Annotated in this window: 20 protein-coding genes and 1 pseudogene; 12 read left to right on the top strand and 9 right to left on the bottom strand. The window is 68.0% G+C overall.

The genetic code is table 11. The features are described 5' to 3' along the window. Window position 1: 1 nt before the first annotated feature. Window positions 2–1,030 carry a DUF58 domain-containing protein gene (locus LVJ94_47100; protein ID WXB04458.1) on the bottom strand — a complete coding sequence of 343 codons (1,029 nt, stop codon included), beginning with the start codon at window positions 1,028–1,030 and terminating at the stop codon, window positions 2–4. Window positions 1,031–1,038: 8 nt separating this feature from the next. Further along, entirely contained in the window at window positions 1,039–2,001 is a 963-nt protein-coding gene (locus LVJ94_47095; GenBank protein WXB04457.1) for a MoxR family ATPase, read from the bottom strand. Between the two features lie 130 nt (window positions 2,002–2,131). Between LVJ94_47095 and LVJ94_47090 the strand changes: the two genes are divergently transcribed. From LVJ94_47090 to mgrA, 4 genes and pseudogenes are all read left to right on the top strand, one after another. Further along, complete coding sequence (locus LVJ94_47090; protein ID WXB04456.1) at window positions 2,132–2,734, top strand: ABC transporter ATP-binding protein; 603 nt, start codon at window positions 2,132–2,134, stop codon at window positions 2,732–2,734. A gap of 150 nt (window positions 2,735–2,884) precedes the next feature. After that, window positions 2,885–3,571: pseudogene (locus LVJ94_47085) on the top strand (serine/threonine protein kinase). Between the two features lie 630 nt (window positions 3,572–4,201). Then, window positions 4,202–5,200 carry a hypothetical protein gene (locus LVJ94_47080; GenBank protein WXB04455.1) on the top strand — a complete coding sequence of 333 codons (999 nt, stop codon included), beginning with the start codon at window positions 4,202–4,204 and terminating at the stop codon, window positions 5,198–5,200. A gap of 18 nt (window positions 5,201–5,218) precedes the next feature. Then, window positions 5,219–6,250, top strand: coding sequence for an L-glyceraldehyde 3-phosphate reductase (gene mgrA, locus LVJ94_47075; GenBank protein WXB04454.1), 1,032 nt, complete (start codon window positions 5,219–5,221; stop codon window positions 6,248–6,250). A 167-nt stretch (window positions 6,251–6,417) separates the two neighbouring features. On the opposite strand, the gene LVJ94_47070 is transcribed toward mgrA, so the two are convergent. From LVJ94_47070 to aroB, 5 genes are all read right to left on the bottom strand, one after another. Beyond that, window positions 6,418–7,353 (bottom strand): AAA family ATPase, encoded by a 936-nt coding sequence (locus LVJ94_47070; protein ID WXB04453.1) that lies wholly within the window; start codon window positions 7,351–7,353, stop codon window positions 6,418–6,420. Between the two features lie 36 nt (window positions 7,354–7,389). Next, the gene (locus LVJ94_47065) at window positions 7,390–8,598 is read right to left on the bottom strand and encodes an 8-amino-7-oxononanoate synthase (GenBank protein WXB04452.1); all 1,209 of its coding nucleotides are present in this window, start codon (window positions 8,596–8,598) and stop codon (window positions 7,390–7,392) included. A 5-nt stretch (window positions 8,599–8,603) separates the two neighbouring features. Further along, entirely contained in the window at window positions 8,604–8,927 is a 324-nt protein-coding gene (locus LVJ94_47060) for a cell division protein ZapA (GenBank protein WXB04451.1), read from the bottom strand. Window positions 8,928–9,272: 345 nt separating this feature from the next. After that, window positions 9,273–9,842, bottom strand: a complete 570-nt coding sequence (locus LVJ94_47055; GenBank protein ID WXB04450.1) for a hypothetical protein — start codon at window positions 9,840–9,842, stop codon at window positions 9,273–9,275. A gap of 41 nt (window positions 9,843–9,883) precedes the next feature. Continuing rightward, complete coding sequence (gene aroB, locus LVJ94_47050; protein ID WXB04449.1) at window positions 9,884–11,455, bottom strand: 3-dehydroquinate synthase; 1,572 nt, start codon at window positions 11,453–11,455, stop codon at window positions 9,884–9,886. Between the two features lie 124 nt (window positions 11,456–11,579). Here aroB and LVJ94_47045 point away from each other — a divergent pair, with 124 nt between their 5' ends. From LVJ94_47045 to LVJ94_47030, 4 genes are read left to right on the top strand one after another with little or no spacing between them, the layout of a single operon-like run. Then, window positions 11,580–11,894, top strand: a complete 315-nt coding sequence (locus tag LVJ94_47045) for a DUF167 domain-containing protein (GenBank protein ID WXB04448.1) — start codon at window positions 11,580–11,582, stop codon at window positions 11,892–11,894. A gap of 17 nt (window positions 11,895–11,911) precedes the next feature. Next, window positions 11,912–12,763, top strand: coding sequence for a diaminopimelate epimerase (gene dapF, locus LVJ94_47040; GenBank protein ID WXB04447.1), 852 nt, complete (start codon window positions 11,912–11,914; stop codon window positions 12,761–12,763). Further along, window positions 12,760–14,391, top strand: a complete 1,632-nt coding sequence (locus LVJ94_47035) for a response regulator (protein ID WXB04446.1) — start codon at window positions 12,760–12,762, stop codon at window positions 14,389–14,391. Before dapF ends, LVJ94_47035 begins: the two co-directional genes overlap by 4 nt. Next, window positions 14,388–15,383, top strand: coding sequence for a hypothetical protein (locus LVJ94_47030; GenBank protein WXB04445.1), 996 nt, complete (start codon window positions 14,388–14,390; stop codon window positions 15,381–15,383). The genes LVJ94_47035 and LVJ94_47030 overlap by 4 nt, the downstream gene beginning before the upstream one ends. Before the next feature lie 251 nt (window positions 15,384–15,634). Here LVJ94_47030 and pyrH read toward each other — a convergent pair whose 3' ends face one another. After that, the gene (gene pyrH, locus LVJ94_47025; protein ID WXB04444.1) at window positions 15,635–16,420 is read right to left on the bottom strand and encodes a UMP kinase; all 786 of its coding nucleotides are present in this window, start codon (window positions 16,418–16,420) and stop codon (window positions 15,635–15,637) included. 95 nt (window positions 16,421–16,515) lie between these two features. Here pyrH and LVJ94_47020 point away from each other — a divergent pair, with 95 nt between their 5' ends. Both LVJ94_47020 and LVJ94_47015 read left to right on the top strand, forming a co-directional pair. Next, entirely contained in the window at window positions 16,516–17,484 is a 969-nt protein-coding gene (locus tag LVJ94_47020; GenBank protein WXB04443.1) for a peptidyl-prolyl cis-trans isomerase, read from the top strand. Between the two features lie 2 nt (window positions 17,485–17,486). Further along, on the top strand, window positions 17,487–18,617 hold the full coding sequence (locus LVJ94_47015) for a KamA family radical SAM protein (GenBank protein WXB04442.1): 1,131 nt from the start codon (window positions 17,487–17,489) through the stop codon (window positions 18,615–18,617). Window positions 18,618–18,620: 3 nt separating this feature from the next. Here the strand turns inward: LVJ94_47015 and LVJ94_47010 are convergent, their stop codons facing one another. Further along, complete coding sequence (locus LVJ94_47010) at window positions 18,621–19,232, bottom strand: histidine phosphatase family protein (GenBank protein ID WXB04441.1); 612 nt, start codon at window positions 19,230–19,232, stop codon at window positions 18,621–18,623. 74 nt (window positions 19,233–19,306) lie between these two features. Between LVJ94_47010 and LVJ94_47005 the strand changes: the two genes are divergently transcribed. Then, complete coding sequence (locus tag LVJ94_47005; GenBank protein WXB04440.1) at window positions 19,307–20,869, top strand: acyl-CoA carboxylase subunit beta; 1,563 nt, start codon at window positions 19,307–19,309, stop codon at window positions 20,867–20,869. After that, window positions 20,866–22,584, top strand: a complete 1,719-nt coding sequence (locus tag LVJ94_47000) for a hypothetical protein (GenBank protein ID WXB04439.1) — start codon at window positions 20,866–20,868, stop codon at window positions 22,582–22,584. Before LVJ94_47005 ends, LVJ94_47000 begins: the two co-directional genes overlap by 4 nt.

The raw sequence follows: 22,584 nt of genomic DNA, 5'->3' as shown, positions 1-22,584 counted from the left end.
ATCAGATCAGCTTGCGAAGCGCACGCGTGGGGATGGGTTGGACGAGGGCGAGGAAGCGAAGGACCGGATCCGCGCCCGTGGATCGGTCCCCGCGGGCGACGTCGCCGCTCGAGGTGCGCACGGCCACGGCGTCGCCGCGCTTCAAATGCGCGACCGCGCGGGATGCCACATCGCGGATGCGCCGCTCGAAGCGGGCATCCCAATCTTCGGCCGCGCTCTCCGGCCGCGCGGTCTCGAGCGGCAGCGAAATGTCGGGTCGTGCCTCGCGCGCGCGCTCACGCAGGACCTGCTGTCCGACGGCGGCGGTCTTCTTCCATTGAATGTCGCGCGGATCCTCGCCGGGCCGCATCAAGCGAAGCCCGAGGAACTCGTCGCCGTAACCGCGCCCGAGCGTGCCGTCGGTACCGGGAAGGCGGCCGGCGGGCAGGGGACGCAGCTTCACCGGATCGACGGGCGGGTAGATGATGAGCTCACCTTCGGCTTCGATCTCGCGCGACTTCTCGAAAAGCCCGAACGGGAAACGCGTGGCAATGCGAAAGCCAATGTGGTGATCACGCCCGCGTTTGTTCGGCGTCCGTCGGTACGCGGCAACCTGCGCAGATTTGGGACTGATTTTCAGAAAGAAACAGCGTTTGTCTGCGGGCTGTCCGTGGCGCAGATCTTCGACTTCGATCGCGTACGACGGAACGCGTTTTTTATGATTGTAGACCTCGATTTCGACCAGGTGGGCGCGGCCGACTTGTGCGCGCAGCGGCAGGCGTCTCAATACGGTGAGATCGCGCAACGAGATCTCGCTCATGACGCCGCTCACGACGATGAGTGCGAGCAGCATTCCCAGGAGCAAATAGAGAAGATTGTTCGCCGTGTTGATCGCCGCAAAGCCAACGCCGAGCGTGATGCCGACGAAGAACTTTCCCTCGCGCGTGAATTTCAATTTGCGAGGCGGGACGAACAAATTTCGGAAGCGCGCCCAGAGCCCAACCTTGCGATCGCGTCGGACGAGGGGGCGCTGAGGAAACGACTCCCGCATGACGGTGCTCAGAGGGGAACGGGGACGCGGCCGATGATCTCGCGCAGGGCATTCTCCGCCTCGTCGCGCGTGGGCATGAAGCCTTCGGCGTGCGTGGAGAGCCGGATGCGATGCGCGAGCACGGGGACCGCCAAGTCATGTACGTCGTCGGCGATGCAGTAGTTGCGTCCGCGCAGAAGAGCGCGTGCGCGCGCCGCATTGGCGAGCGCGATGGCGCCACGTGGCGAGGCACCGAGGGAAAGCGTGGGCGCGCTGCGCGTGGCTTGGATGAGCGCCTGCAGGTAGCTGCCGAGCGCATGATCGAAGGCGACGCGGTGCACTTCGCGCTGCAAGGCCACGAGGCGCGACGGATCGAGCACGACGGAGACGTCTTTCGCGGTGTCCGTGTTGCCGTCGAGCAGAAGGCGCATTTCCACCTGGGGGGGTGGGTATCCGATGCGAACTCGGACCAAAAACCGGTCGAGCTGGGACTCGGGAAGCGGGAACGTACCCGCGAAATCCTGAGGATTCTGCGTGGCGATGACGAAGAACGGGTCGGGCAGGGGCATGGTCTGCCCGTCGAGGGAGACCTGGCCTTCGTTCATCGCCTCGAGCAGCGCGGACTGCGTGCGCGGGCTGGCGCGGTTGATCTCGTCGGCCAAGAGCACGTTGGCGAAGACGGGACCCTGGCGCAGCACGAACTCGCCGGAGCGTTGGTCGTAGACGGAGACGCCGAGCACGTCGCTGGGGAGCAAGTCGCTCGTGAACTGGACGCGCCGGAGTTCACCACCGACGGCGCGGGCCAGGGCACGCGCCAACGTGGTCTTTCCGACGCCAGGAACGTCCTCGATGAGAAGGTGACCCCGCGCAAGAAGGGCAACCAATGCGAGCTCGACGGCGTCGTGCTTCCCTTCAAGGGCGCTTTCGACCGCTTGGCGTAGCTTCTGCAATGTCGGCAGCTCGTTGGAGATCACCGCAGCCGCAGCGGTCATGGGCCTGAGAATAGCACGTCCCGCAGCCGAACACGGACTCGAGCAGCGAATCGGTGTCACTTGATGGAAGGTTGCGCTCGCAAGGTCGGCTAGGGTTCGGTTCGTGGCCTTTTCCGTAGCGGTTCGTGGCGTGACCAAGACGTATGGACCCGTTCGAGCGCTGGCGAATGTGAGTGCACGGTTCGAAGGCGGTAAGATTTCGGTCATCGAAGGCGCGAACGGCTCGGGTAAGTCGACGTTGCTGAGCATCCTCGGGACCCTGGCGAAGCCTACCTTGGGCGATGTCGATCACGGTGAGCTGGGGACGACGAGGGCGGACGTTCGCGCCGTGCTGGGATGGGTCGGGCACGAGACCTTGGCGTACGGTGACTTGTCGGGTCGCGAGAACGTGGTGCTGGCGGCACGCCTGCGGGGCATCGATCCGGAGACGGGCTGGCGGCGGGCGTGCGAGCGCTTCGATCTCGCTTCGTTCGGCGAGCGACCGGTGCGCACGTATTCGCGCGGGCAACGCCAGAGGATCGCGGTGGCGAAAGCCTTGGTGCACGCGCCGCAGTTGGTGCTGCTCGACGAGCCGACGGCCGGCCTGGATGTGCGCTCGACGGAGCGTCTCACGCGCGTCGTGCGCGAGGAAGCGGATCGCGGGGCGGTGGTCATCTTGGTGACGCACGATCCGAGCTTTGCGCAGATCGGTGACGCACGCGTGCGGCTCGAGCGCGGCCGGGTGGTGGCGTGAAACGCGGCACGGCACGTCCGCGCGGACGTCCGCGCGTTTGGTATCCTGCGCGCGATGGATGAGTTTAACCCGCGCCAGGCGGCACAGACGCGCGTGGGGATGCTGCTGCGCCAGAAATGGCGCCTCGAGCGCGTGCTCGGCGTGGGCGGGATGGCGGCGGTTTACGCCGCGAGGCATCGCAACGGACACCGCGTGGCGGTGAAGGTGTTGCACGCGTCGTTCGCCACGGATGCACAAATCCACACGAGGTTTTTGCGCGAGGGTTATGCGGCCAACAAGGTGGAGCATCCGGGGGCGGTGCGCGTGTTGGACGACGACATCGCGGAGGATGGCGCGCCGTTTTTGGTGATGGAGTTGCTCGACGGGTATTCGCTCGATCGCGCGCTTCGCGATGGGCCGCTCACGGTGGGCGAAGCGTTGCGTGTGACCCGGCGGGTGCTGGAGGTGCTGGTGGCGGCGCACGAACGGGGCATCGTTCACCGCGACATCAAGCCGGAGAACGTGTTCGTGACCGTGCCGGGCGGGGACGTGAAGATTCTCGATTTCGGCATCGCGCGCCTGCGCGAAGCCGCAGGAGGGAGCACGGGCGGGACCCTCGGCGGCATGGTGCTGGGAACACCGGCCTTCATGCCGCCGGAGCAAGCGCGCGGCCGCTGGGAGGAGGTCGACGGCCAGAGCGACGTGTGGGCCGTGGGCGCGACGTTGATGACGCTTCTGGCGGGGCGTTCGCTGCGGGCAGCGGAGACGATGAACGAGGAGCTGCTGTTGGCGATGAATCAGCCGCTCCCGCTGGCCGCGGCGGCGCTGCCGGGGATTGCGCCGGAGGTGGCCGTGGTGATCGACCGGGCGCTGGCCTTCGACAAAGGCTGGCGGTGGCGCACCGCGCACGCGATGCACGAGGCCGTGCGGGCGGCGGAGGCGGCCGTCGTGGGCCGCGACACGATGGTCGTCGGGTCGAACGAGACGATGGCCCCGATGCAGGTGGTGATCACGCCGGTGCTCGCGGGAAACGACGCCCGGGTGTCGATGCACGAGGGTGCGACGTTGAGTGCGTCGCCGGTGGTGGCGGCATCGGCCGGCGCGTCGACCAAGGGGCAGGGGAGGGAGCGGCGCGTGGTGTGGCTGGCCGCCGGGGTGATCGTAGGGGTGCTCGGCGGCGGCGCGGCAATTTTGGCCGCGTGGCCAAAACATCCCGCGGCGGTGGCAGCGCCGGAGGATCGGGCAGCGCCCTCGGTGTCGGTCGAGCCGGCGTCGGCGCCGGTGGCGTCTGCGGCGATGGTTCCCGTGGGCATGCTGGATGCGGGGCCGCCCGCAGCGTCGTCCCCGCCGGGGCGTGTGCCGGTGCCGTCGGGGCAGCCGCGGCGTCGTCCCGCGGCGTCGGCGTCCGCCGTGGTGGCGCCGGTACCGGAGGGCGAAAATCCGCTGGACCGAGGCAGACATTAGCGGACGGCGGCGTACGACCCAAGCGTGTCACGGACGTCGCTGGTTCGCGGGTGCATCGTAGGCTTCGGGAGTCTTTTGGTGTTGGGTACGCCGGCCTGGGCGCAGCCGCACGACGCGGCTGGCGCGGAGGCGATGTACCGCCGTGGAAAAGAGGCCGCGCGCGCGGGCGACTGGGCGACCGCATGCTCGCAGTTCGCCGAGAGCCAGCGGCTGGAGCCCGCGCCGGGGACGCTGTTGAACCTGGCGGATTGCGAAGAGCGGCGCGGCCAGCTGGCGCGGGCATGGGAGCATTTTCTGCAGGCGGAGACGGCGCTACCACGTGGTGATTCGCGCGTCGCGTTCGCGCGCGGGCGAAGCAAGGCCTTGGAGCCACGGGTGCCGCGGCTGACCGTGCGGCTCGCGGGAGCGTTGCCGGCCAAGGTGCGCGTGCGCCGGGACGAGCACGATCTGGGGGACGCCGCATTGGGGGTTCCGCTTCCGGTGGACCCCGGCCACCACGTGGTGGTGGCGCTTGCAGAGGGGCGCAAGGAGACGCGGGTGAGCGTGCTCGTGGCCGAAGGGGAGTCCCGGGAGGTGACGGTGGTCCTCGCGCTGGATGCACAGGACCCGTCGCCGCCGCGGGACGTGCGATCGGTGCCGGGGCGGACGGAGGGTCCGCCGCGCGGGAGCGAAACCGGCTCGGGCCAGGGGCGCTCGACGCTGGGTTACGCGCTGCTGGGCGTCGGGGCCGTGGGGCTGGCTGCGGGAACGGTGACGGGGCTGATGGCGCTGTTGCGGGCCGGCACGGTGAAGGATACGTGCGGGCCCGACTACGACCGGTGCGATGGCGCTTCGGTGGACGCCGCGCGGCAGGGCAAGACCTTTGCGACCGTGAGCACGGTCTCGTTTGCGCTGGGGGCGGTGGCTGCGGGCGTGGGCGTGTACTTCCTGCTGACCCCCGCAGAGAAGCGCCCGCGGGCGGGGCTGCACCTGCAGCACGTGCAGATCACGGCGGTGGGCGCGAGCCTGTCGGGCGCCTTCTGACTGGGGTAAGTCTGGCGCATGGAAAAAGGATACCTTGCAGCGTCGGATCGGTACGAGCGCATCGCCTATCGACGGTCGGGCCGCAGCGGTCTGCAGTTGCCGCTGATCTCGCTGGGCCTCTGGCAGAACTTCGGCGGAGACCGGCCCTTCGAGAACGGGCGTGCGATTGCGCGTCGGGCCTTCGACCTGGGCATCACGCATTTCGACCTGGCGAACAACTACGGTCCGCCGTACGGCTCGGCGGAGGCGAACTTCGGCGAGATCCTGGCCAAGGATCTGCGCCCGTACCGGGACGAGCTCGTGATCTCGACCAAGGCGGGCTACGACATGTGGCCGGGCCCCTACGGGAACTTCGGGTCGCGAAAGTACCTTCTCGCGAGCCTCGACCAGAGCCTGCATCGCATGGGGCTCGACTACGTCGACATCTTTTACTCGCACCGTTTCGACCCGGCGACGCCCCTGGAGGAGACGATGGGCGCGCTCGACGCGGCCGTGCGCCAGGGCAAAGCGCTGTACGTGGGCATCTCGTCGTATTCGCCGGAGAAGACGGCGGAGGCGGCCGGGATCCTGCGGCGCATGGGGACACCACTGCTGATCCACCAGCCGTCGTACTCGCTGCTGAACCGGTGGATCGAGGGCGGGCTGCTGGACGTGCTGGAGCGGGAGGGTGTCGGCTGCATCGGCTTCTCACCGCTGGCCCAGGGCCTTCTCTCGAGCCGGTACCTCGAGGGCGTTCCGGAGGGCTCGCGCGCAAGCCGCCCGGGCTCGCTGGGGACGGAGCAGCTTTCGAAGGAGAACCTGGCCAAGGTTCGAGCGCTGGACGCAATTGCCAAGAAGCGCGGCCAGTCGCTGGCCCAGATGGCCCTGGCGTGGACCCTGCGGGACGCGCGAATGACCTCGACCCTCATTGGGGCGAGTTCGGTGACCCAGCTCGAGGAGAACGTGGCCGCCCTGTCGAAGCTCGAGTTCAGCGCCGCGGAACTGAAGGAGATCGACAGCCACGCGACCGACGCGGGCATCAACCTCTGGGCGAAGTCGAGCGCGAAGTAGCCCGGTCCGGGGGCATGCGCGGAGTGGAACCGCCAAGACGCCAAGAGCGCCAAGAAATGAGGTGGGTTGGAAGGGCTGCCGCGAGCGCCCCGCCCCGGAAATCTCTCTTGGCGACCTTGGCGTCTTGGCGGTCGCTTTTTGGATCGTGTCCTGAAGGGGTCGCGGGGCTAGCCGAAGAGGCGGTTGAAGAAGCCGCTGATCTTCAGGTCGGAAGCCAGGGTGTCGATGGGGGCACGCCGCAGGGTCCCGAGGTAGGGGGCGGCAGTGACGTACTGGATCTCGCTGCCGTTGAGGCCCGTGGAGGAGTCCGGGCGCTCCGGCATGGCCAGGACCACGCCAGCGATGGGCAGCCCCATGGCTTCCGCGGCGCGCGCGGTGGCGGCAATCTCGTGAAGGACGCCAAGGCGGTCCGGGGCGACGAGGACGACACGCGGGATGGAGTCATCCTGGGCGGGGGGCGTGCTGGCCGTGTGCTCGGGGGGAAAGGAATCGGCCCGAGACCAGGCGGCGGACGGAAAGGCGGGGTCGGACGGGCTGGCCCCGGACGAGGACCAGGTTCCCGAGGTGGAGCCGGGGATCTCGGTGGCGGGCGGCGGGGTGACGACGACCGGGGCGCCGGCGCCGCTGGACTCGGCGGCCACGGCGATCTGCTGGGTGATCGGGATGGCGGAGGCCGAGGCGACCGCGGCCTGGTGCAGCGCGAGGGCGAGGTCGGCGTTCGACTCCTTCCGGTTGAGGGGGCTGAAGAGGCCCCCCACCAGTTCGAGGAGGACCAGGTTGAGATCCAGGTCATCGAAGAGTCGGATGGCGTCCAGTATGGGCTGGAGCTCCAGAGAGATGCCTGCGCGTCGGGCGGCGAGGTGGGGGGAGATCGGCTCGCGAAAGGTGTAAACGGGGTCGAGCCACCGTTTCACGTGAAACGATGAGACGGCGGCCAGCTGGGCCGAGTCGGTGTATTCACCGCCCGCGGGCTCGACCCCCGTCTCAACGGGCTTGAAGGCGGCCACGCGCAACTTCAGGGCGGACGCCGCACGAGCTATGGCGCAGGCGAAATGCGTCTTACCAATTCCGGTACCGGTGCCGGTGATGACGATGCGTCTCAAGGCAGACTCCCCCTCTGTTGGACCGATGGGCGAAAGTTAAGATTTGGGCTCTTCGAACGAAGTAGCAAGGACAAGGCTAAGGGCGCGGATCGCGTTCTCAACGTGAACGTCGGTATGCCGGGCCGTCACGGTCAAGCGCAGGCGCGACGTTCCGTAGGGAACGGTAGGTGGACGCACTGCGAGAACGTGAAGCCCATGCTCGTGCAGTTTGGCGGCGGCCTCGACGGCTGCGCGAGCGTCCCCGATGACGATGGGGAGGATGTGACCGTAGCCCAGGACGGTCAGGCCCATCGCGTCCAGGGACTCCCGTAGGTGGTTCGAGTGGGAGAGCACCGTGTGGCGTCGCCAGGGTTCGGCGACGGACTGGTCCAGGGCCCGCCGGGCGCTGGCCGCGACCGCGGGGCTGATCCCGGTCGAGAACACGAAGGGCCGGGCGCGGTTCCAGAGCCAGGTGGTCAGGGCGCGGCAGCCTGCGACGAAGGCCCCGCTATGGCCGAGGGACTTGCCCATGGTTCCGATGAGGACGTCGGGGATGACGCCCTGTTCGGCGCACAGACCCCGCCCATCGGGACCAAAAACGCCCAGCGCGTGGGCCTCGTCGACGATGAGGGCGGCCCCGGTCGTGTCGCAAAGGGCCCGAAGGGCACGCAGGTTGGGGGAGTCGGCATCCATCCCGTAATAGGACTCGACGACGACCCAAGCCCTCCCCGGGGCGGCAGTGGCGATGGCCTGGCCAACGGCATCGAGATCCAGGTGGGGGACGACGATGGTTCGCGCCTTGGAGAGACGGCACCCGTCGATGAGCGAAGCATGGTTGAGGGCATCGCTGACGACGACGTCCCCGGGCTGCGCCAGCGCGGCGACCGCTCCGAGGTTCGCGGCGTACCCGCTGGAGAAGACCAGAGCGTCTTCGGTGCGCAGCCAGGTGGCCAGTGCGCGCTCGAGCTCCCCGTGCGCCGCACGCTCACCGGCCATCAGGCGGGAGGCGCCCGCACCGCGCGGGGTGTGCCCGGTGAGGGGAACGCTGGCGAGGCCAAGGTAGTCGTTGGAGCAAAAGGAGACGGACGTCGGGTCGAGCGGAGCATGGCGCTCGCGGAGGAGGTCCTGGGTGCGGAGCGCCTCGATGGCCTCGGAAAGATGGGCCAGGGCAGGGGGCGCACCCTGTTTCACGTGAAACACGGACGAGGGCTGGCTGGGAGCCACCGGCTCGGTCTCGAGTTGGGCGCTGGGGGCGCCTTGGTTCACCGATATCATTCAGAACGAGAGCCTTCCCCTTCTGCCGACGACTCCAGGGCGCTGTCGATGCGCACCAGGATCCGACGCAGAAGATCACGAACCTTCACCTCGACGCGCTGACGCTTCGCCCGCTCTTGCTCAAGGTCATGGGCAAGGGCAATGGCGGCCAGCACAATGGATGGCGGCGCCCCGGGGTTGGGTCGATGCGCGAGCTCGGCCAGCTTGGCGTCCACCGCGGCCGCGAGCCGGGTCAACTCGGCCTGCGATGACGAGCTCACGACCTTGTACCGCTGGCCGGCGACCTGCACATGCATCACCTGGCTGGCGCGACGATCCATCCAGACCACCATAGTCCCACCCCGCTTGGGTCACCATAAAAGCGAGGGTTTAGGGTTTAGGGTTTAGGGTTTAGGGGGAGAGAGATACCGGCGGGTTTGGGCGCAAGCGACGATGCTCCAGGTGACCGATTGACGACAAAGATCTCCCCTTCTCCCCCGTGAAACCTCGTCCCAGCCTAGTGAGCAGTCGCCTCGCGGCGGGGAGTCGAAATACACCGCGAGCTCACAGGGCGTTGGAGAGGAAACCAGCACGGAAAACAGGCCGCAATGGTCGCCCTTCAGTGGGCCCACCGCGCTGACTGAACCCAAAAAACTCCCCGCCTCCCTGTGAATCTTCTCCAGGGCCTAGTGGGCGATTGCTTCGTAGATGAAGATCGCGGGCAGGGCGAAGAGCATCAGGTCCAACCGGACCCCGAAGACGATGTCGGCCTGGCGGCCGTCGCCGAGGCCGTAGCGGGCCGACACGAAGAGGCCGTTCTGCATCTCGTACGAGGAGTGGAAGTTGTAGCCCATGGCCCCGAAGAACAGCGTCGTCGACAGGCCGCCCTCCCAGTCCAAGGCGGGCGCTCGACGCGCGAAGGCGCCCCCGGACAGGATGACCGGCACGGACGAGAACACAGGCAGCAAGACGGAAAGACCGCCTCCCGCCTCCAAGGTGTCGAAGCCCGCGGTCAGAACCTCGGCGAAGGGCCCCACGCCGATGCTGCGCTCGCTCGAACGCAGGAAGAACACGTCCCCCTTCGCCCCGAGGTGGAAGGCTCCATGGGGTCCGTCCTCCAGCCGGAGATCGGTCACGGCTGCCCCGACCGTCGTTCCGACGCTCACTTGCGGCGCGGCGTGGGCGCGGCCTTCGAAGGCGCTGCAGCTCCAGGCGATCGCGGCGACCGAGGAGGCGAGGGTGAAGGCGGTTCGCACGAAGCGATGTTTCCACCGCTTCGTGGCCGCGAGCAATGACCTTAAGTCAGTACGGCGTGCCGGAGTTCGTCATGGGTCACGTCCTTCACCACGGACTGACCCGGCCCCGAGGCAAAGGGGATCCGAATGCGGTTCCCGCGGCGCTTCTTGTCGCTGCCGACGAACCGGAACGAGGCGGCGAGATCGGCGGCCGCAATCTCGGTGGGCAGGTGGAAGCGACGCAGCAGGGTGCGGATCCGCTCCACGTATGCGGGCGGGGTGAGCCCCAACTTGACCCCCAACTCGAGCTCCAGCACCGTCCCGAGGGCCACGGCCTCTCCGTGCCGGTAGCGCGAGAACCGGCCATGAGCCTCGATGGCGTGCCCCAGGGTGTGGCCCAAATTGAGCAGCACGCGCTGGTGCCCGGTCTCGCGCTCGTCGTCGCGGACGATGCGCACCTTGGCCGCGATGGCCGCGCGGACGATGGGAAGCAACCCTTCGAGCCGCTGCGGCGACAGAGGTCCCACCGCCTCGAGCGCCTCGAGCAGCGGGGCGTCCGCGATGGCCGCAATCTTCACGATCTCCGCGATTCCACAGGCAAATTCACGCTCGGACAAGGTCGCGAGGTGGGCGAGGTCCACGATGACGGCGCGCGGCTGGTGGAAGGCCCCGATGACGTTCTTGCCCACGGGATGATCGAAGCCCGTCTTGCCGCCCACCGACGAATCCACCATCGAGAGCAAGGTCGTGGGGATCTGGATGCAGTCGACGCCGCGCAGGAGCGTGGACGCCGCAAATCCGGCCAAATCGCCCACCACGCCGCCGCCAAAGGCCACCACCAGCGCCCCGCGGTCGATGCCCGCGCCTAGGGCGGCGTCCCAGATCGTGCCCACGGTGGGCAGCACCTTCTGCTCCTCGCCCGGCGGCAACGACACCCGCGTCGACGGAATCGTCAGAGGGTGCAGCGCTGTCTCCAGGGCCTTGCCGCGCGCCCGCTCCACGTGCGCATCGGTCACCACCAGCAGCGACGAGGGCGCGAGGCGCGCGATGGCGTCCGTCACGCGCTCCGGCGCGTCGTGCGTCACGTCCACCACGTAGCTGCGCTCCCCGAGCGGCACCGCCAGCGGATCGCGCTGCACGAGTGGGACGATGGCGTCGACCAGCGCATCCGCGTCCACGTCGTCGGTCTGCAAGGTCTGGTGGCACTCGGCGTAGACGGCCGCGCGCTGCTCGAGCAGATGCTGCACGCGCACCGCCGGATCGGGCGCGGCCAAGTTGGGCCGCCCGGAAACGTCGCCCGCACGGCGCGCGATCGTCTCGGGTCGCGCCGTCAGCGTCACGAGCACGGTGCGCTCGAGGGCCATGTGCCGCAGCTCGCGCGACGTGACCGTGCCGCCACCGAACGCGATCACGCGTGGCGTGGCGTCGAGCAGCAAGGAGCGCACGACTTCGTGCTCGCGCGCGCGGAAGGCGGCCTCGCCTTGGCTCTTCCAGATCTCCGGAATCGACTGGCCGGCGGCGGCGGTGATGAGCTCGTCCGTGTCCACGAAGGGAAGGCCGAGTCTGGCGGCCAGGCGCGCCCCGACCGTGCTTTTGCCCGTTGCCATGAATCCACTCAGCACAATCGATCGCACGATGTTTGGCTCCTATCTCCGCGGTCGTATGGTTCCTAGGGTGACTCGTCGTCCACACGCCTCGCCGGAACACTCGAGCGTAGACCGCTCCGCCCCAAGTTCCTACCCGGATGCATCGGCCGGCTTGTCCCTCGTCGCCAAGGGCAACGTCGTGCGCTTTGCCGTGCATGCGAAGCCGCGCGCCAAAGAGAGCGCCATCGTGGGCGTGCGCGAAGGCGCGCTCGACGTGCGCCTGGCGGCCCCGCCGGTGGACGGCCTGGCGAACGAAGAGCTCGTGCGGACCTTGGCCGAGGCTCTTCGCATGCCCCAGAAATCCGTCCGTCTGGTGCGCGGCACCGGTTCGAGGGAGAAGCAGGTGGAGGTCGACGGGCTCACCGCGGCCGAGACGCTCTCCCGCCTCGAACGCTTCATCCGCGGGGCTGCCGAGCCGCGGAAATGAGGGTACGCTCAGGCCCGATGAGCCGCACGCTATCGTTCGAGAAATACCAGGGGATTGGCAATGACTTCCTCGTCATCGACGCGGAGGACGACGGCGTCGTCTCGCCGGAACTCGCCGCCAAGCTTTGCGATCGCCGATTCGGCATCGGCGGCGACGGCGTGATCCTCGTGCTGCCCGGTGGACCCAGCGCGCTGGCCCGCATGCGCGTGCTCAACGCCGACGGCAGCATCCCCGAGATGTGCGGCAACGGCATCCGTTGCATGGCGCTCCACGTGGCGCGTCACCACACGAGGGCCTCGCGCGGTGAGCGCGTGCTCGATGCCACCTTCGAGACCGACGCCGGCCCCCGCCGCTGCCACGTCGAATTGGACGGCGCCGAGAACCGCGCCGCCGAGGTCACCGTCGACATGGGCGTCGTGCGCATCCACGGCAGCCGGCGCCTTTCGCTGCCAGGCGAGAAGTCCGAGTGGAGCGACATCGATCTGGTCGAGATCAACGTGGGCAATCCGCACGCGGTCTCGCTGCGAAGACCCACGGCCGAGGACATCGACCGCATCGGGCCGCGGCTCGCCACGCACGAGGCCTTCCCAGAGGGGGCCAACATCGGCTTTGCCCGCGTGCAGGATCGCAGCTTCATCGACCTGGTCGTGTGGGAACGCGGCGTCGGACTGACCCTGGCCTGCGGCACCGGCGCCTGCGCGGCGGTGGCTGCGGCGTGCTCGCGCGACCTCGCACCGTGGGGGAGCCCCGTGACGGTGCGCCTTCCCGGCGGCCCGCTCACCATCTGGGTCGAGGGAGACGGAGGGCGGGCGCGAATGCGGGGCGGCGCCCAGCATGTGTTCTCGGGGCGGGTCGACGTCGCCGGATGAGCGACCTGGCCTCGGCGCTGCGCATGCCGCCCATGCCGCCGATGAGCGTGCTCGTCGTGTGCCGGGACCCGGAGGAGTTGCGCACGTTCGAGGAGACCGCGAGCCACATGGGCGATCGCGTGACGGGCGCCTCCGACCTCGCCGAAGCCATCGCGGTCTGCGCCAATTTGAAGCCGGACCTCGCCTTCGTGGACGTGACCTTGGGCGAGGGGACGGGGCTCTCGCTCGTGCACCATCTGCAGTCCGCCTCGGAGGGCATCACCGTTTACGCCATGGCGCCGTCGCCCAAGTTGGATTTGGCCCTCGAGGGGCTCACCTTGGGGGCCACCGGCATGCTGACCTTGCCCACGACGGGCGACGCGATTTTGCGCGCCATGGGCGAGGTGCGTGAAAAGCGCGGGACGGCGCGGCATCGCGAGTTCCTGGGAGCACAGCTTGCACATGCAAGGATTGCCATCGAGGCGATGCGCCAGATGGCCAAGCTGGCCGCACGCGGCGCGATGCCCGATCTGATGCGCGCCGTCGCCGATGCCGTCGTGCAGGTGGGCGCGGCGCGCGCGGTCTCCGTGTACCAGCCCGAGGGCGCGTCGCTTTCCCGGGTGGCCACTTCGGGGCCGGTCACCGCGCCCGAGAGCTCGGGGGACATCGATCTCGAGAGGTTCGGCTCGAAGCAAGACCGCGAGACGTTTGCGCTGGGGCCGGGGGCCGTGGTGGTCGAGGGCGGCGATCCCGCGTACCGGCCGGCGCTCGCGGATCTCACGTCGTTTGCCTCGTCGCTCGTGGTGCTGGCCTCTCGTGCGGCCGGGGCGGCGGCGCGGGGTGCGGAGCCGGCGCGTTTCGAGACGGTGGCGCGGTTTCGCGAGCTCCTCGCGAGCGCGCTGGACGAAGCCGCGCGGCACGGGCGCAAGGTCTCGGCGATCTGCGTGGCGCTCTCGGATCCGCTGGGTGCGATGCGCCGGCCGCCGTCGAAGCTCAAAGAGGAGCTGCGCGCGTTGACCCGTCCCGGCGACGCGCTCGGGCGCGACGAAGGCGACGACGAAGTGTGGCTGCTCTTGCCCAGCACCGGGTCGCTGCAAGCGCAGCTTCTGCGGCGAAAAATGGCCTTTGGCGCGGTGGGCGCGGCCACCTTTCCCCAAGATGCCGGCACCGCCGACGCGCTGATGAAGCTCGCGCGCGCCCGGGTCGAGCTTTCCCTGCGATCGCCGGTGCGGATGCTCGATTTGGGCCGCAAAAGCCTGCGCGCCATCGTCGAAGGGCTCTTGGCGTGCCCGCTGCTCGATGCGGGGGAGGGCTCTCCCTATCCGTTGGATCTCGCCGTGCCCGCGGCGCTGTCGCTGGTGCGGCACGCCTGCCTCGAGGCGCGCCGCGGTGGGGCGATGTCCCTGCTGGTCTCCGGCCGCGACGGCGTGGGCTTCGGCCCGGCGGTGCGCGAGGTGTGCGGCGACGTCGAGGAGATCGATCTGCGCGGCTCGGACGGGGACGGCGTGGATGCCATCGTCGTCGCGGCCGAGCATGGAACCTGGACGTGTTGCGGCGTTCGGCAACGCGATCGGTTCAAGGCCGTGCACGCGGCCGACGCCATGCTGGCCGATCTGGTGGCGCGCAAGCTGGTCGAGGCGCGCGCATGAGCACCAGCGCCGATCCGGTGGCGACCTTGCGCGAGTTCGTGCGGGCCAAGCGCACCGGTACCTTGGTGGTGCGCGAAGGGGAACGCGTCGCCGAGCTGCGGCTCGCGATGGGCAACATCGAGGACGCGCTTTTTCTCGACGCCACCGGGGAAAAGGCGCTGTACCGGGCGCTGGCCCTTCCCGGCGCGACGTGGAGCTTCGAGCACCGCACCACGGGAACCCGCCGCATCCGCACGCCGACGGAGCAGATCCTCCACGCGGTTCCGCGCGTCTTGCTCGAGCTCGAACGCCTCCGCGAGGCCTTTCCCGATCCGCACGCGCGCCCGCTCCTCGCGGTGGAGACGGATCCGAGCTTGCCGCTGACCATGAGCACCTCGGCGCGGGCGCTCCTCGTGCACCTGCGCGGGCCGATTCTTCTCGATGCGCTGCTCGACCGCGTTCCGGCGTCCGATGTGGAGATCCTCTCCGCCGTGTTGGAGCTGAAACGCAGCGGCCGCGTGCGCATCCTCGCACCGCCCCACGAGAGGGTGCCGCTCGGCACCGGGGAGGAGCTCGCCGCGCTGGCGCGCACCATCGAGCAGCGGAAGCGCCTCCGCATCGGCGATGCGGTTCGCCTCGTTTTCGCGGGCGCGCCCCACCGCCTCGCGGTCATCGCGCACGCGGTCTCGTGCCTCGAGGGCGCGGCGCCGTCCCCGCACGGCGTGCCGCCCATTCCGATGCCCGCCACCGTGGCGCTGGTCCCGATTCACGGCGCGATGCAGCTCGATGTGACGACCTGCCCGCTGGTGCCGGCGTACGCGCCGCTTTGGCCCATGGCCATGAAGGGCAGCTTCGCCGTGGTGCGCATCGACGAGGCGGCGGAGCACCTCGTCGATCAGGCCTGCGAGGCGGCGGGCCTAAGGCCCATCGATGCGCGCGAGCTCCTGGCCGCCTACGATCCCGTGGAGGTCACGGACGTGGCGAAGCTCGTGGTGCGCGCGCTGCGTACGTAAGGCAACGGCCGATTGAGCGACTTTTGCGCCTAGCGCGACTTTGCGCCGCGCCCGACGAGCCCCAGGGCGACCAGCGCCGAGAGGGCAAGAACGCCCGCACCCTCGCCAAGTGGGATGGATCCGAGCAAGTGAACGATGGAGGTTGCCATGCTGCCGCGTCCTTTCCAGTAAGAAGCGGGGCGAACTCCACCGTCCCCGCATTTACGGAATCTCGACCTGAGTGCGGCGAACGTTGCGACTTTCTGATTGCCTCAAGCTTCGACGATCGTACCGATGGGATCGCCAAACACGACGCGCTTGATGTTACCGCGGGTAGCCATCTTGAAAACGCGGATGGTGAGGCCGTTGTCCCGGCAAAGTGTAGCGGCGGTGGAATCCATCACGCCGATGCGCTCGGTGAGAAATCGGTCGAAACTCATCTTCGTGACCATCTCGGCATCCGGGAAGCGAGCGGGGTCGCGGTCGTAGACGCCCTCGACCTTGGTGGCCTTGAAGAGTGCGTCGGCGTGGATTTCCATGGCGCGCAAGGCGGCGGCCGTATCCGTGGAAAAGTAGGGGTTTCCGGTGCCGCCGGCGAAGATGACCACGCGGCCCTTTTCCAGGTGCCGGATGGCGCGCCGGCGGATGTACGGCTCGGCGACCTGGCTGATGGGGATCGCGGTCTGAACGCGGGTGGGGACGTTGGCCTTTTCGAGCGCGTCCTGCATCGCCAGCGCGTTGATGACCGTGGCGAGCATGCCCATGTAGTCGCTCTGCGCGCGGTCCATGCCGGCGGCGGAGCCTTTGAGGCCGCGGAAGATGTTTCCGCCGCCGACCACGATGGAGACCTGCACACCCAGGGCGTGAACCTCCGCCAATTCGGCGGCGAGGTTGCCCAGCATGTCCGGCTGAATGCCGAAGCCGCCATCGGCACCAGAGAGCGCTTCGCCGCTCAATTTGAGCACGATGCGGTGGTACTTGAGGGCTGGATGACTCGGAGCCGGCGGGATGGTGCGATCGTCGCGGTCGTCGGTGAGAGATCGAGTCGGTGGCGCCATGGGGGACGACCTCTACCTGGCGTGTGCATTCCGCGCAACGGTGGCAAAGCCCAACTGACCCTGGTAATCCACCTTTCCCGGTGGAAAACCCTCGTTTGCGTATCATTTTGCTCACGGTCGTGCTGGCTGCCGCGGCGGCCTGTGGCCACAAAGCACGCGACGTGGACGCGGGCGATGCCGCCGCCACGCCCCGCAGCGCAACGAGCCTCACCCCGGAGGAAGCCGCGCAGGTGCTCGTGAAGGTCGGCAAAAAGAGCATCACGCTCGGCGATTTCGCGGCCACCTTGGAGCAGATGGACCAGTTCGATCGACTGCGTTACCAGTCGCCCGAACGGCGCAAGGAGCTGCTCGAGGAGATGATCCGCGTCGAGCTGCTCGCCGACGAAGCGACGGCGAAAGGCTACGACAAAGATCCCGCCGCCGCGGGCGAGCGGCGCGCCATCTTGCGCGAGGCGCTGACCGCGCAGGCGCGGCAGAGTGGGCCTACGCCGAACGAGGTGCCCGAGCCCGAGGTGCGGGCGTACTTCGACGCGCACCGCGGCGATTACAAGGATCCGGAGCGGCGTCGCGTGTCGGTCATCGCGCTGCGGGACGAGGCGAGCGCGCGGGCGCTGCTGGATGCGGCGAAGAGGGCGACGGCCGCGGAGTGGGGCGAGTTGGTGCGCAAGAAGTCGATCGATCCGTCGGCCAAGGCCAACATGCCCGTCGATCTCGCGGGCGATCTCGGGATGGTGAGCCCGCCGGGGGATCCGCGCGGGGAGAATGCGCGCATCCCCGAGGAGGTGCGCGCGGCGTTGTTCGCCATCGGCAAGGTCGGCGAGGTCCACCCGAAGCCCGTTGTCGTGGCCGGGGGAAAGAGCTACCTCGTGCGCCTCACGCAAAAGGCCGATGCGCGCGAGCGCACGTACGCCGAGGCCGAGCGCACCATCCGCATCAAGCTTTCGCAGGACAAAATGCGCGCGAAGGAGGACGAGCTCCTCGCTGCGCTTCGAACGCAGTACCCGGTCCAAATCGACGAGGCCGCGCTGGTCAACGTCGGCATGGATGCCGCCAAACGGAACTGATCATGGCCGCCGCACCGCTCATCACGTTGAACCCCCGGCCCAAGCCCCTCAAGGAGCGCCGGCGTCCCCAGGATTGGCGCTGGCAGATTCGCCATGCCGTGACGTCGTCGTCGGGCCTCGCGGGCGCACTTCGCTTGACCGAGCGCGAGCTGGAGGGTGCGCGTCGTGCGGAAGGTGCGGGGTTCCCCATCAGCGTGACGCCGTACTACCTCGGGTTGTGCGATCGCGACGATCCCGAGTGCGCGATCCGCAAGCAGTGCGTGCCCGACGCGCGCGAAGGCGAGAGCATCCCGGGCGACTTGGTCGATCCCTTGGGCGAGGTCGCGCACGAGGTGGCCCCCGGCTTGGTGCAGCGTTACCCCGATCGCGTTCTGCTCCTGGCGACGGATCGGTGCGCCGTGTATTGCCGCTTTTGCACGCGCTCGCGCATGGTCGGCAACGGCGGGGGGGCGATGCCCGACGAGCGGCTCGCGGGCGCGCTGGCGTACGTGCGCGCGCACCCCGAAATCCGCGACGTCATCGTGAGCGGCGGCGATCCGTTGGCCATGGGCACCGAGCGCATTGCGCGCTTGGTCGGTGCGGTGCGGGCCATTCCGACGGTGGACACGATCCGCCTCGCCACGCGCGTGCCGGTGACCTTGCCCATGCGCATCACCGGTGAGCTGCTGCGCGCGCTCAGGCCGTTCCACCCGCTGTGGGTGATGACGCACTTCAATCACCCCAAGGAACTGACCCGCGCTTCGCTGGCCGCGTGCACGCGCCTCGCGGATGCGGGCTTTCCGGTGATGAACCAGACCGTGCTCCTGCGCGGCATCAACGACGACGCCGCGACCCTGGAGCAACTGTTCCGCGGCCTCGTGCGCGCGCGTGTGCGGCCGTATTACCTGCTGCAAACCGATCCGGTGCGCGGCACGGGCCATCTGCGCACGCCGCTTTCGCGCGGCCTGGAGATCATGGGGGCGCTGCAGGGCCGCCTCACCGGGATCGCGCTGCCGAAGTTCATTTGCGACACGCCGGAGGGCAAGGGCAAGGTGCCGCTGCTTCCGAATTACGTGGTCGCGCAGGGTGAAGGGCGCACGACCCTGCGGACCTTCCGCGGGGAGCTCGTCGACTACGTCGATCCGCCCGTGTAGAGGTCACTCGCCGGGGCCGAAGTTCCAGTGACGGATCACCGGCAGCGCGTGCTCGAAGCCGAGGATGCAAAAGTGGGCGGGCTCCAGTCGCAGCCGCGCGCCGAATTGTGGCGGCTGCTCGAGCCAGCGCGCCGCCAGCGTGCGAAGCGAGTGGCCATGGGCGACGGCCACGACGTCGCCACGGTTTTCCGCGAGGATGGCGCGCACTTTCACGAGGACGCCGTCGAGCCGGGCGGCGACCTGCGCGATGGCTTCCCCGGGGTGCGCGCCGGTGCCCGGCGGCACGCCGTCGTGCCAGAGGTCCCAGGTGGGGCGCTCCTCGTGGATCTGCTGCCGGGTGCGGCCCTCGTAGGCGCCGTAATCCCACTCCTGGAGATCCGGCTCGAGCGCGAAGGCGCTGCCCGTCGTCGGCAGCCCTGCGAGCTCCGCGGTTTTTCGCGCGCGGCCGAGCGGGCTTACGAAGGCGTGGGCGATGGTCCGGCGCGAAATCCAGGGCGCGAGCGAACGCGCCTGCTCTTCCCCGCGCGGGGTGAGGGCGATGTCGGTGCGTCCGGTGTGACGTCCCGAGAGGGTCCATTCGGTCTCGCCGTGGCGAATCAAGATGAGATCCGGCATACGGCGACGTTCCCCCAGGTGCCGCGCGAAGGCAAGGTCACGCTGCGGATCGACATCGTGGTATTTGGGAGGCCATGGCCAGCCAGGAGAATCTTCCCCCCCATCTCAAACGACTCGACGAACTGAACGAGAAGGCGCTGGTCGGCGGCGGCGTCGAGCGCATCAAGAAGCAGCACGAAGGCGGAAAGCTGACCGCCCGCGAGCGCATCGACCTCCTTCTCGACCCCGGCTCCTTCGTGGAAATCGGGCGCTTCGTCATGCATCGGGCCACCGATTTCGGCATGGAGAACCAAAAGGTGCTCGGTGACGGCGTGGTGACGGGGTACGGCACCGTCGACGGCCGCAAGATCTTCGTGTTTGCGCAGGACTTCACCGTGTTCGGCGGCTCGCTCAGCGGTGCCTATGCGCAGAAGATCTGCAAGGTCATGGACATGGCCCTCAAGGTCGGGGCTCCGGTCATCGGGTTGAACGACTCGGGTGGCGCGCGCATTCAGGAAGGCGTGGAGTCGCTCGCGGGCTACGCGGACATCTTTCTGCGCAACACGCTGGCCAGCGGGGTGGTGCCGCAGATCAGCGCCATCATGGGGCCCTGTGCCGGCGGTGCGGTGTACTCGCCGGCCATTACCGACTTCATTCTGATGGTCGAGGGCACGAGCTACATGTTCATCACGGGCCCGGACGTCATCAAGACGGTGACCCACGAGGACGTGACCAAGGAAGATCTCGGCGGCGCGCACACGCACGCGACCAAGAGCGGTGTTTGCCATTTGACGTCGCCCGACGACCAAACGTGCATTGCGCAGGTTCGCGAGCTCTTGTCGTTCTTGCCGTCGAACAATCAGGAAGACGCGCCGTTCCGGCCCACGCAGGACCCGCCGCTGCGCGAGGTGCCCGAGCTGGATACGATGATTCCCGTCGAATCGAACAAGCCGTACGACGTGAAGGAAGTCGTCGCGCGCGTGGTGGACGATGGCAACCTGTTCGAGATTGCCGCCGAGTACGCGGCGAACATCGTGGTGGGATTTGCCCGAATCGGCGGGCGGGTGGTGGGCGTGGTGGCCAATCAGCCGCAGGTGCTCGCGGGCGTGCTGGACATCGATGCTTCGATGAAGGCCGCGCGCTTCGTGCGGTTCTGCGATTGTTTCAATATCCCGCTGGTGACCTTCGTCGACGTGCCTGGGTTCTTGCCGGGAACGGATCAGGAGTACGGCGGGATCATCAAGCATGGCGCCAAGTTGCTATTTGCCTTTGCCGAGGCCACCGTTCCCAAGGTGACCGTCATTCTGCGCAAGGCCTACGGCGGCGCATACGACGTCATGGCGTCGAAGCATATTCGCGCGGACGTGAACTTGGCATTCCCGACGGCGGAGATTGCCGTGATGGGGCCGGACGGCGCGGTCAACATCGTGCGCCGGAACGAGATTGCCAAGGCAGCCGATCCGGCAAAGGCGCGCGCCGACTTCGTGCTCGATTACAAAGAGAAATTCGCCAATCCGTACAAGGCGGCCGAACTCGGGTTCATCGATGAAGTGATCTACCCCCGCACCTTGCGCCAGCGGCTGCATCGCGCGCTCGAGTTGCTCAAGGACAAGCGGGATACGAACCCGCCGAAGAAGCATACGAACATTCCGCTGTGAAGCTACACCCCTCCTCCCCAACCCTCCCCCGGGGCGGGAGGGAGCTGATCTCCCTCGCCTCGCTGTTGTTGCCTGTGGCCGTTCTCGGTTGCCACAGGCACACCGAGCCGACGTTGGACGCGAGTGCGCAGCCCGTCGTCTCGGCACCGGAGATGGCGAGTGCCCCTCCCATTCCGGGAGGCATGACCGATCGCGTTCTCGGCAATCGGTACGCGTACATTCCGGCGCAGTGTTATACGAAGACGCGCGACGGTGCGGGGAAGGCGAACAACCCGTGCTACGCGTGCCACATTCACTCGGATCCTCCAAACTTCGTCGAGGATGCGGACCTGCAATTGCAATGGTCCTTTCACCCGTTGGCGGCGAAGAACCATTGGTCGAATCTGTTCGACCCACCCGTCGCGCGCGCCCCGCGTGAACGCGATGAAGACGTCCTGGCGTACGTCCGTCAGCGCAATTACTTCGATGCCGAAGGCAAGATAGCCCTCGCCCGAACCTTGTCCGCGCTTCCCAAGGAATGGGACGGCTCCGAGGACGGCAAATGGGATGGCTACATCCCCGATGCGTGGTTCTCCTTCGATAATCGCGGCTACGACCATCGGCCGGACGGTACGCCCACGGGGTGGCGCGCATTCGCGTATGCGCCCTTCTTGGGAACCTTTTTCCCGACCAATGGATCCTTCGACGACGTACTCGTTCGATTGGATCCCATGCTTCGCGAAGATCGCGATGGCCATCCGGATCAACGCATTTACGAAATCAATCTCGCCATCGTCTCGGCCCTCGTTGCGCGCGCCGACGTGGCCATCGAGCCCGTCGACGAAAACATCATCGGCGTGGACCTGGATCTCGACGGCAAGCTGGGGCGAGCCACACGCGTGACCTTCGACAAGGCCCGCATGCATTGGGCGGGGCGGGCCAGCCAGGCGGAGCCGGGTCGATTCCCCATCGTGCCCGGGCTATTCCCATTGGGAACCGAGTTTCTGCACAGCGTGCGCTACCTCGATGTCGAGCCCCATGGTGGTGTGGTCATGGCGCCGCGTATGAAGGAATTGCGTTATGCCAAAAAGGTCCGCTGGTACAGCGTCGACGATCTGCGCAAACACGCCGCGTCGGAAATCGTGGAACAGGCCGAGTCGGCCGATGGAGCCTTGCCGGTACTCTGGCAAATCGACCGTGGCATCTACAACAATCAGGGCTGGCTCTTTCAGGGCTTCATCGAAGCGGCCGATGGCGCGCTCCGGCCGCAATCGTACGAGGAGACCGTCTATTGCGCCGGCTGCCACGGCGAAATCGGGCGAACGACGGATAGCATCTTTTCCTTTCCACGAAAGCGCGGCTATTACCATTGGACGCAGCACGACCTGCATGGAATGCCGGAGCCGCGCACCCGAGATGGCCAATACGAATATACCCAGTACCTTCGAGAGAACGGTGCGGGGGACGAGCTCCGAGAAAACCGCGAAGTGATGGATCGCTTCTTCGATGCGCGGGGCAACCTGCGCCCGAACGAGGTTGCGCTCCTTCACAAGGACATATCGACGTTGCTTCTTCCCAGTGCTGCACGTGCGCTCGATTTGAATCGCGCGTACCACGCCATCGTGCGCGAGCAGACCTTCGCGCGCGGGCGCGATACCGTGCTCGCCCCGAGCAGCCATGTGTACGCGGACGCTCCGCGCGGCGAGAAAACGGGAATCGCGCGCGCGATAAGGTAA

This window comes from Sorangiineae bacterium MSr11367 (assembly GCA_037157805.1).
GTDB classification, from domain to species: domain Bacteria; phylum Myxococcota_A; class Polyangia; order Polyangiales; family Polyangiaceae; genus Pendulispora; species Pendulispora rubella.
Note: the sequence above shows the minus strand (reverse complement) of the source record. Positions and strands in the feature narration are given on the sequence as shown.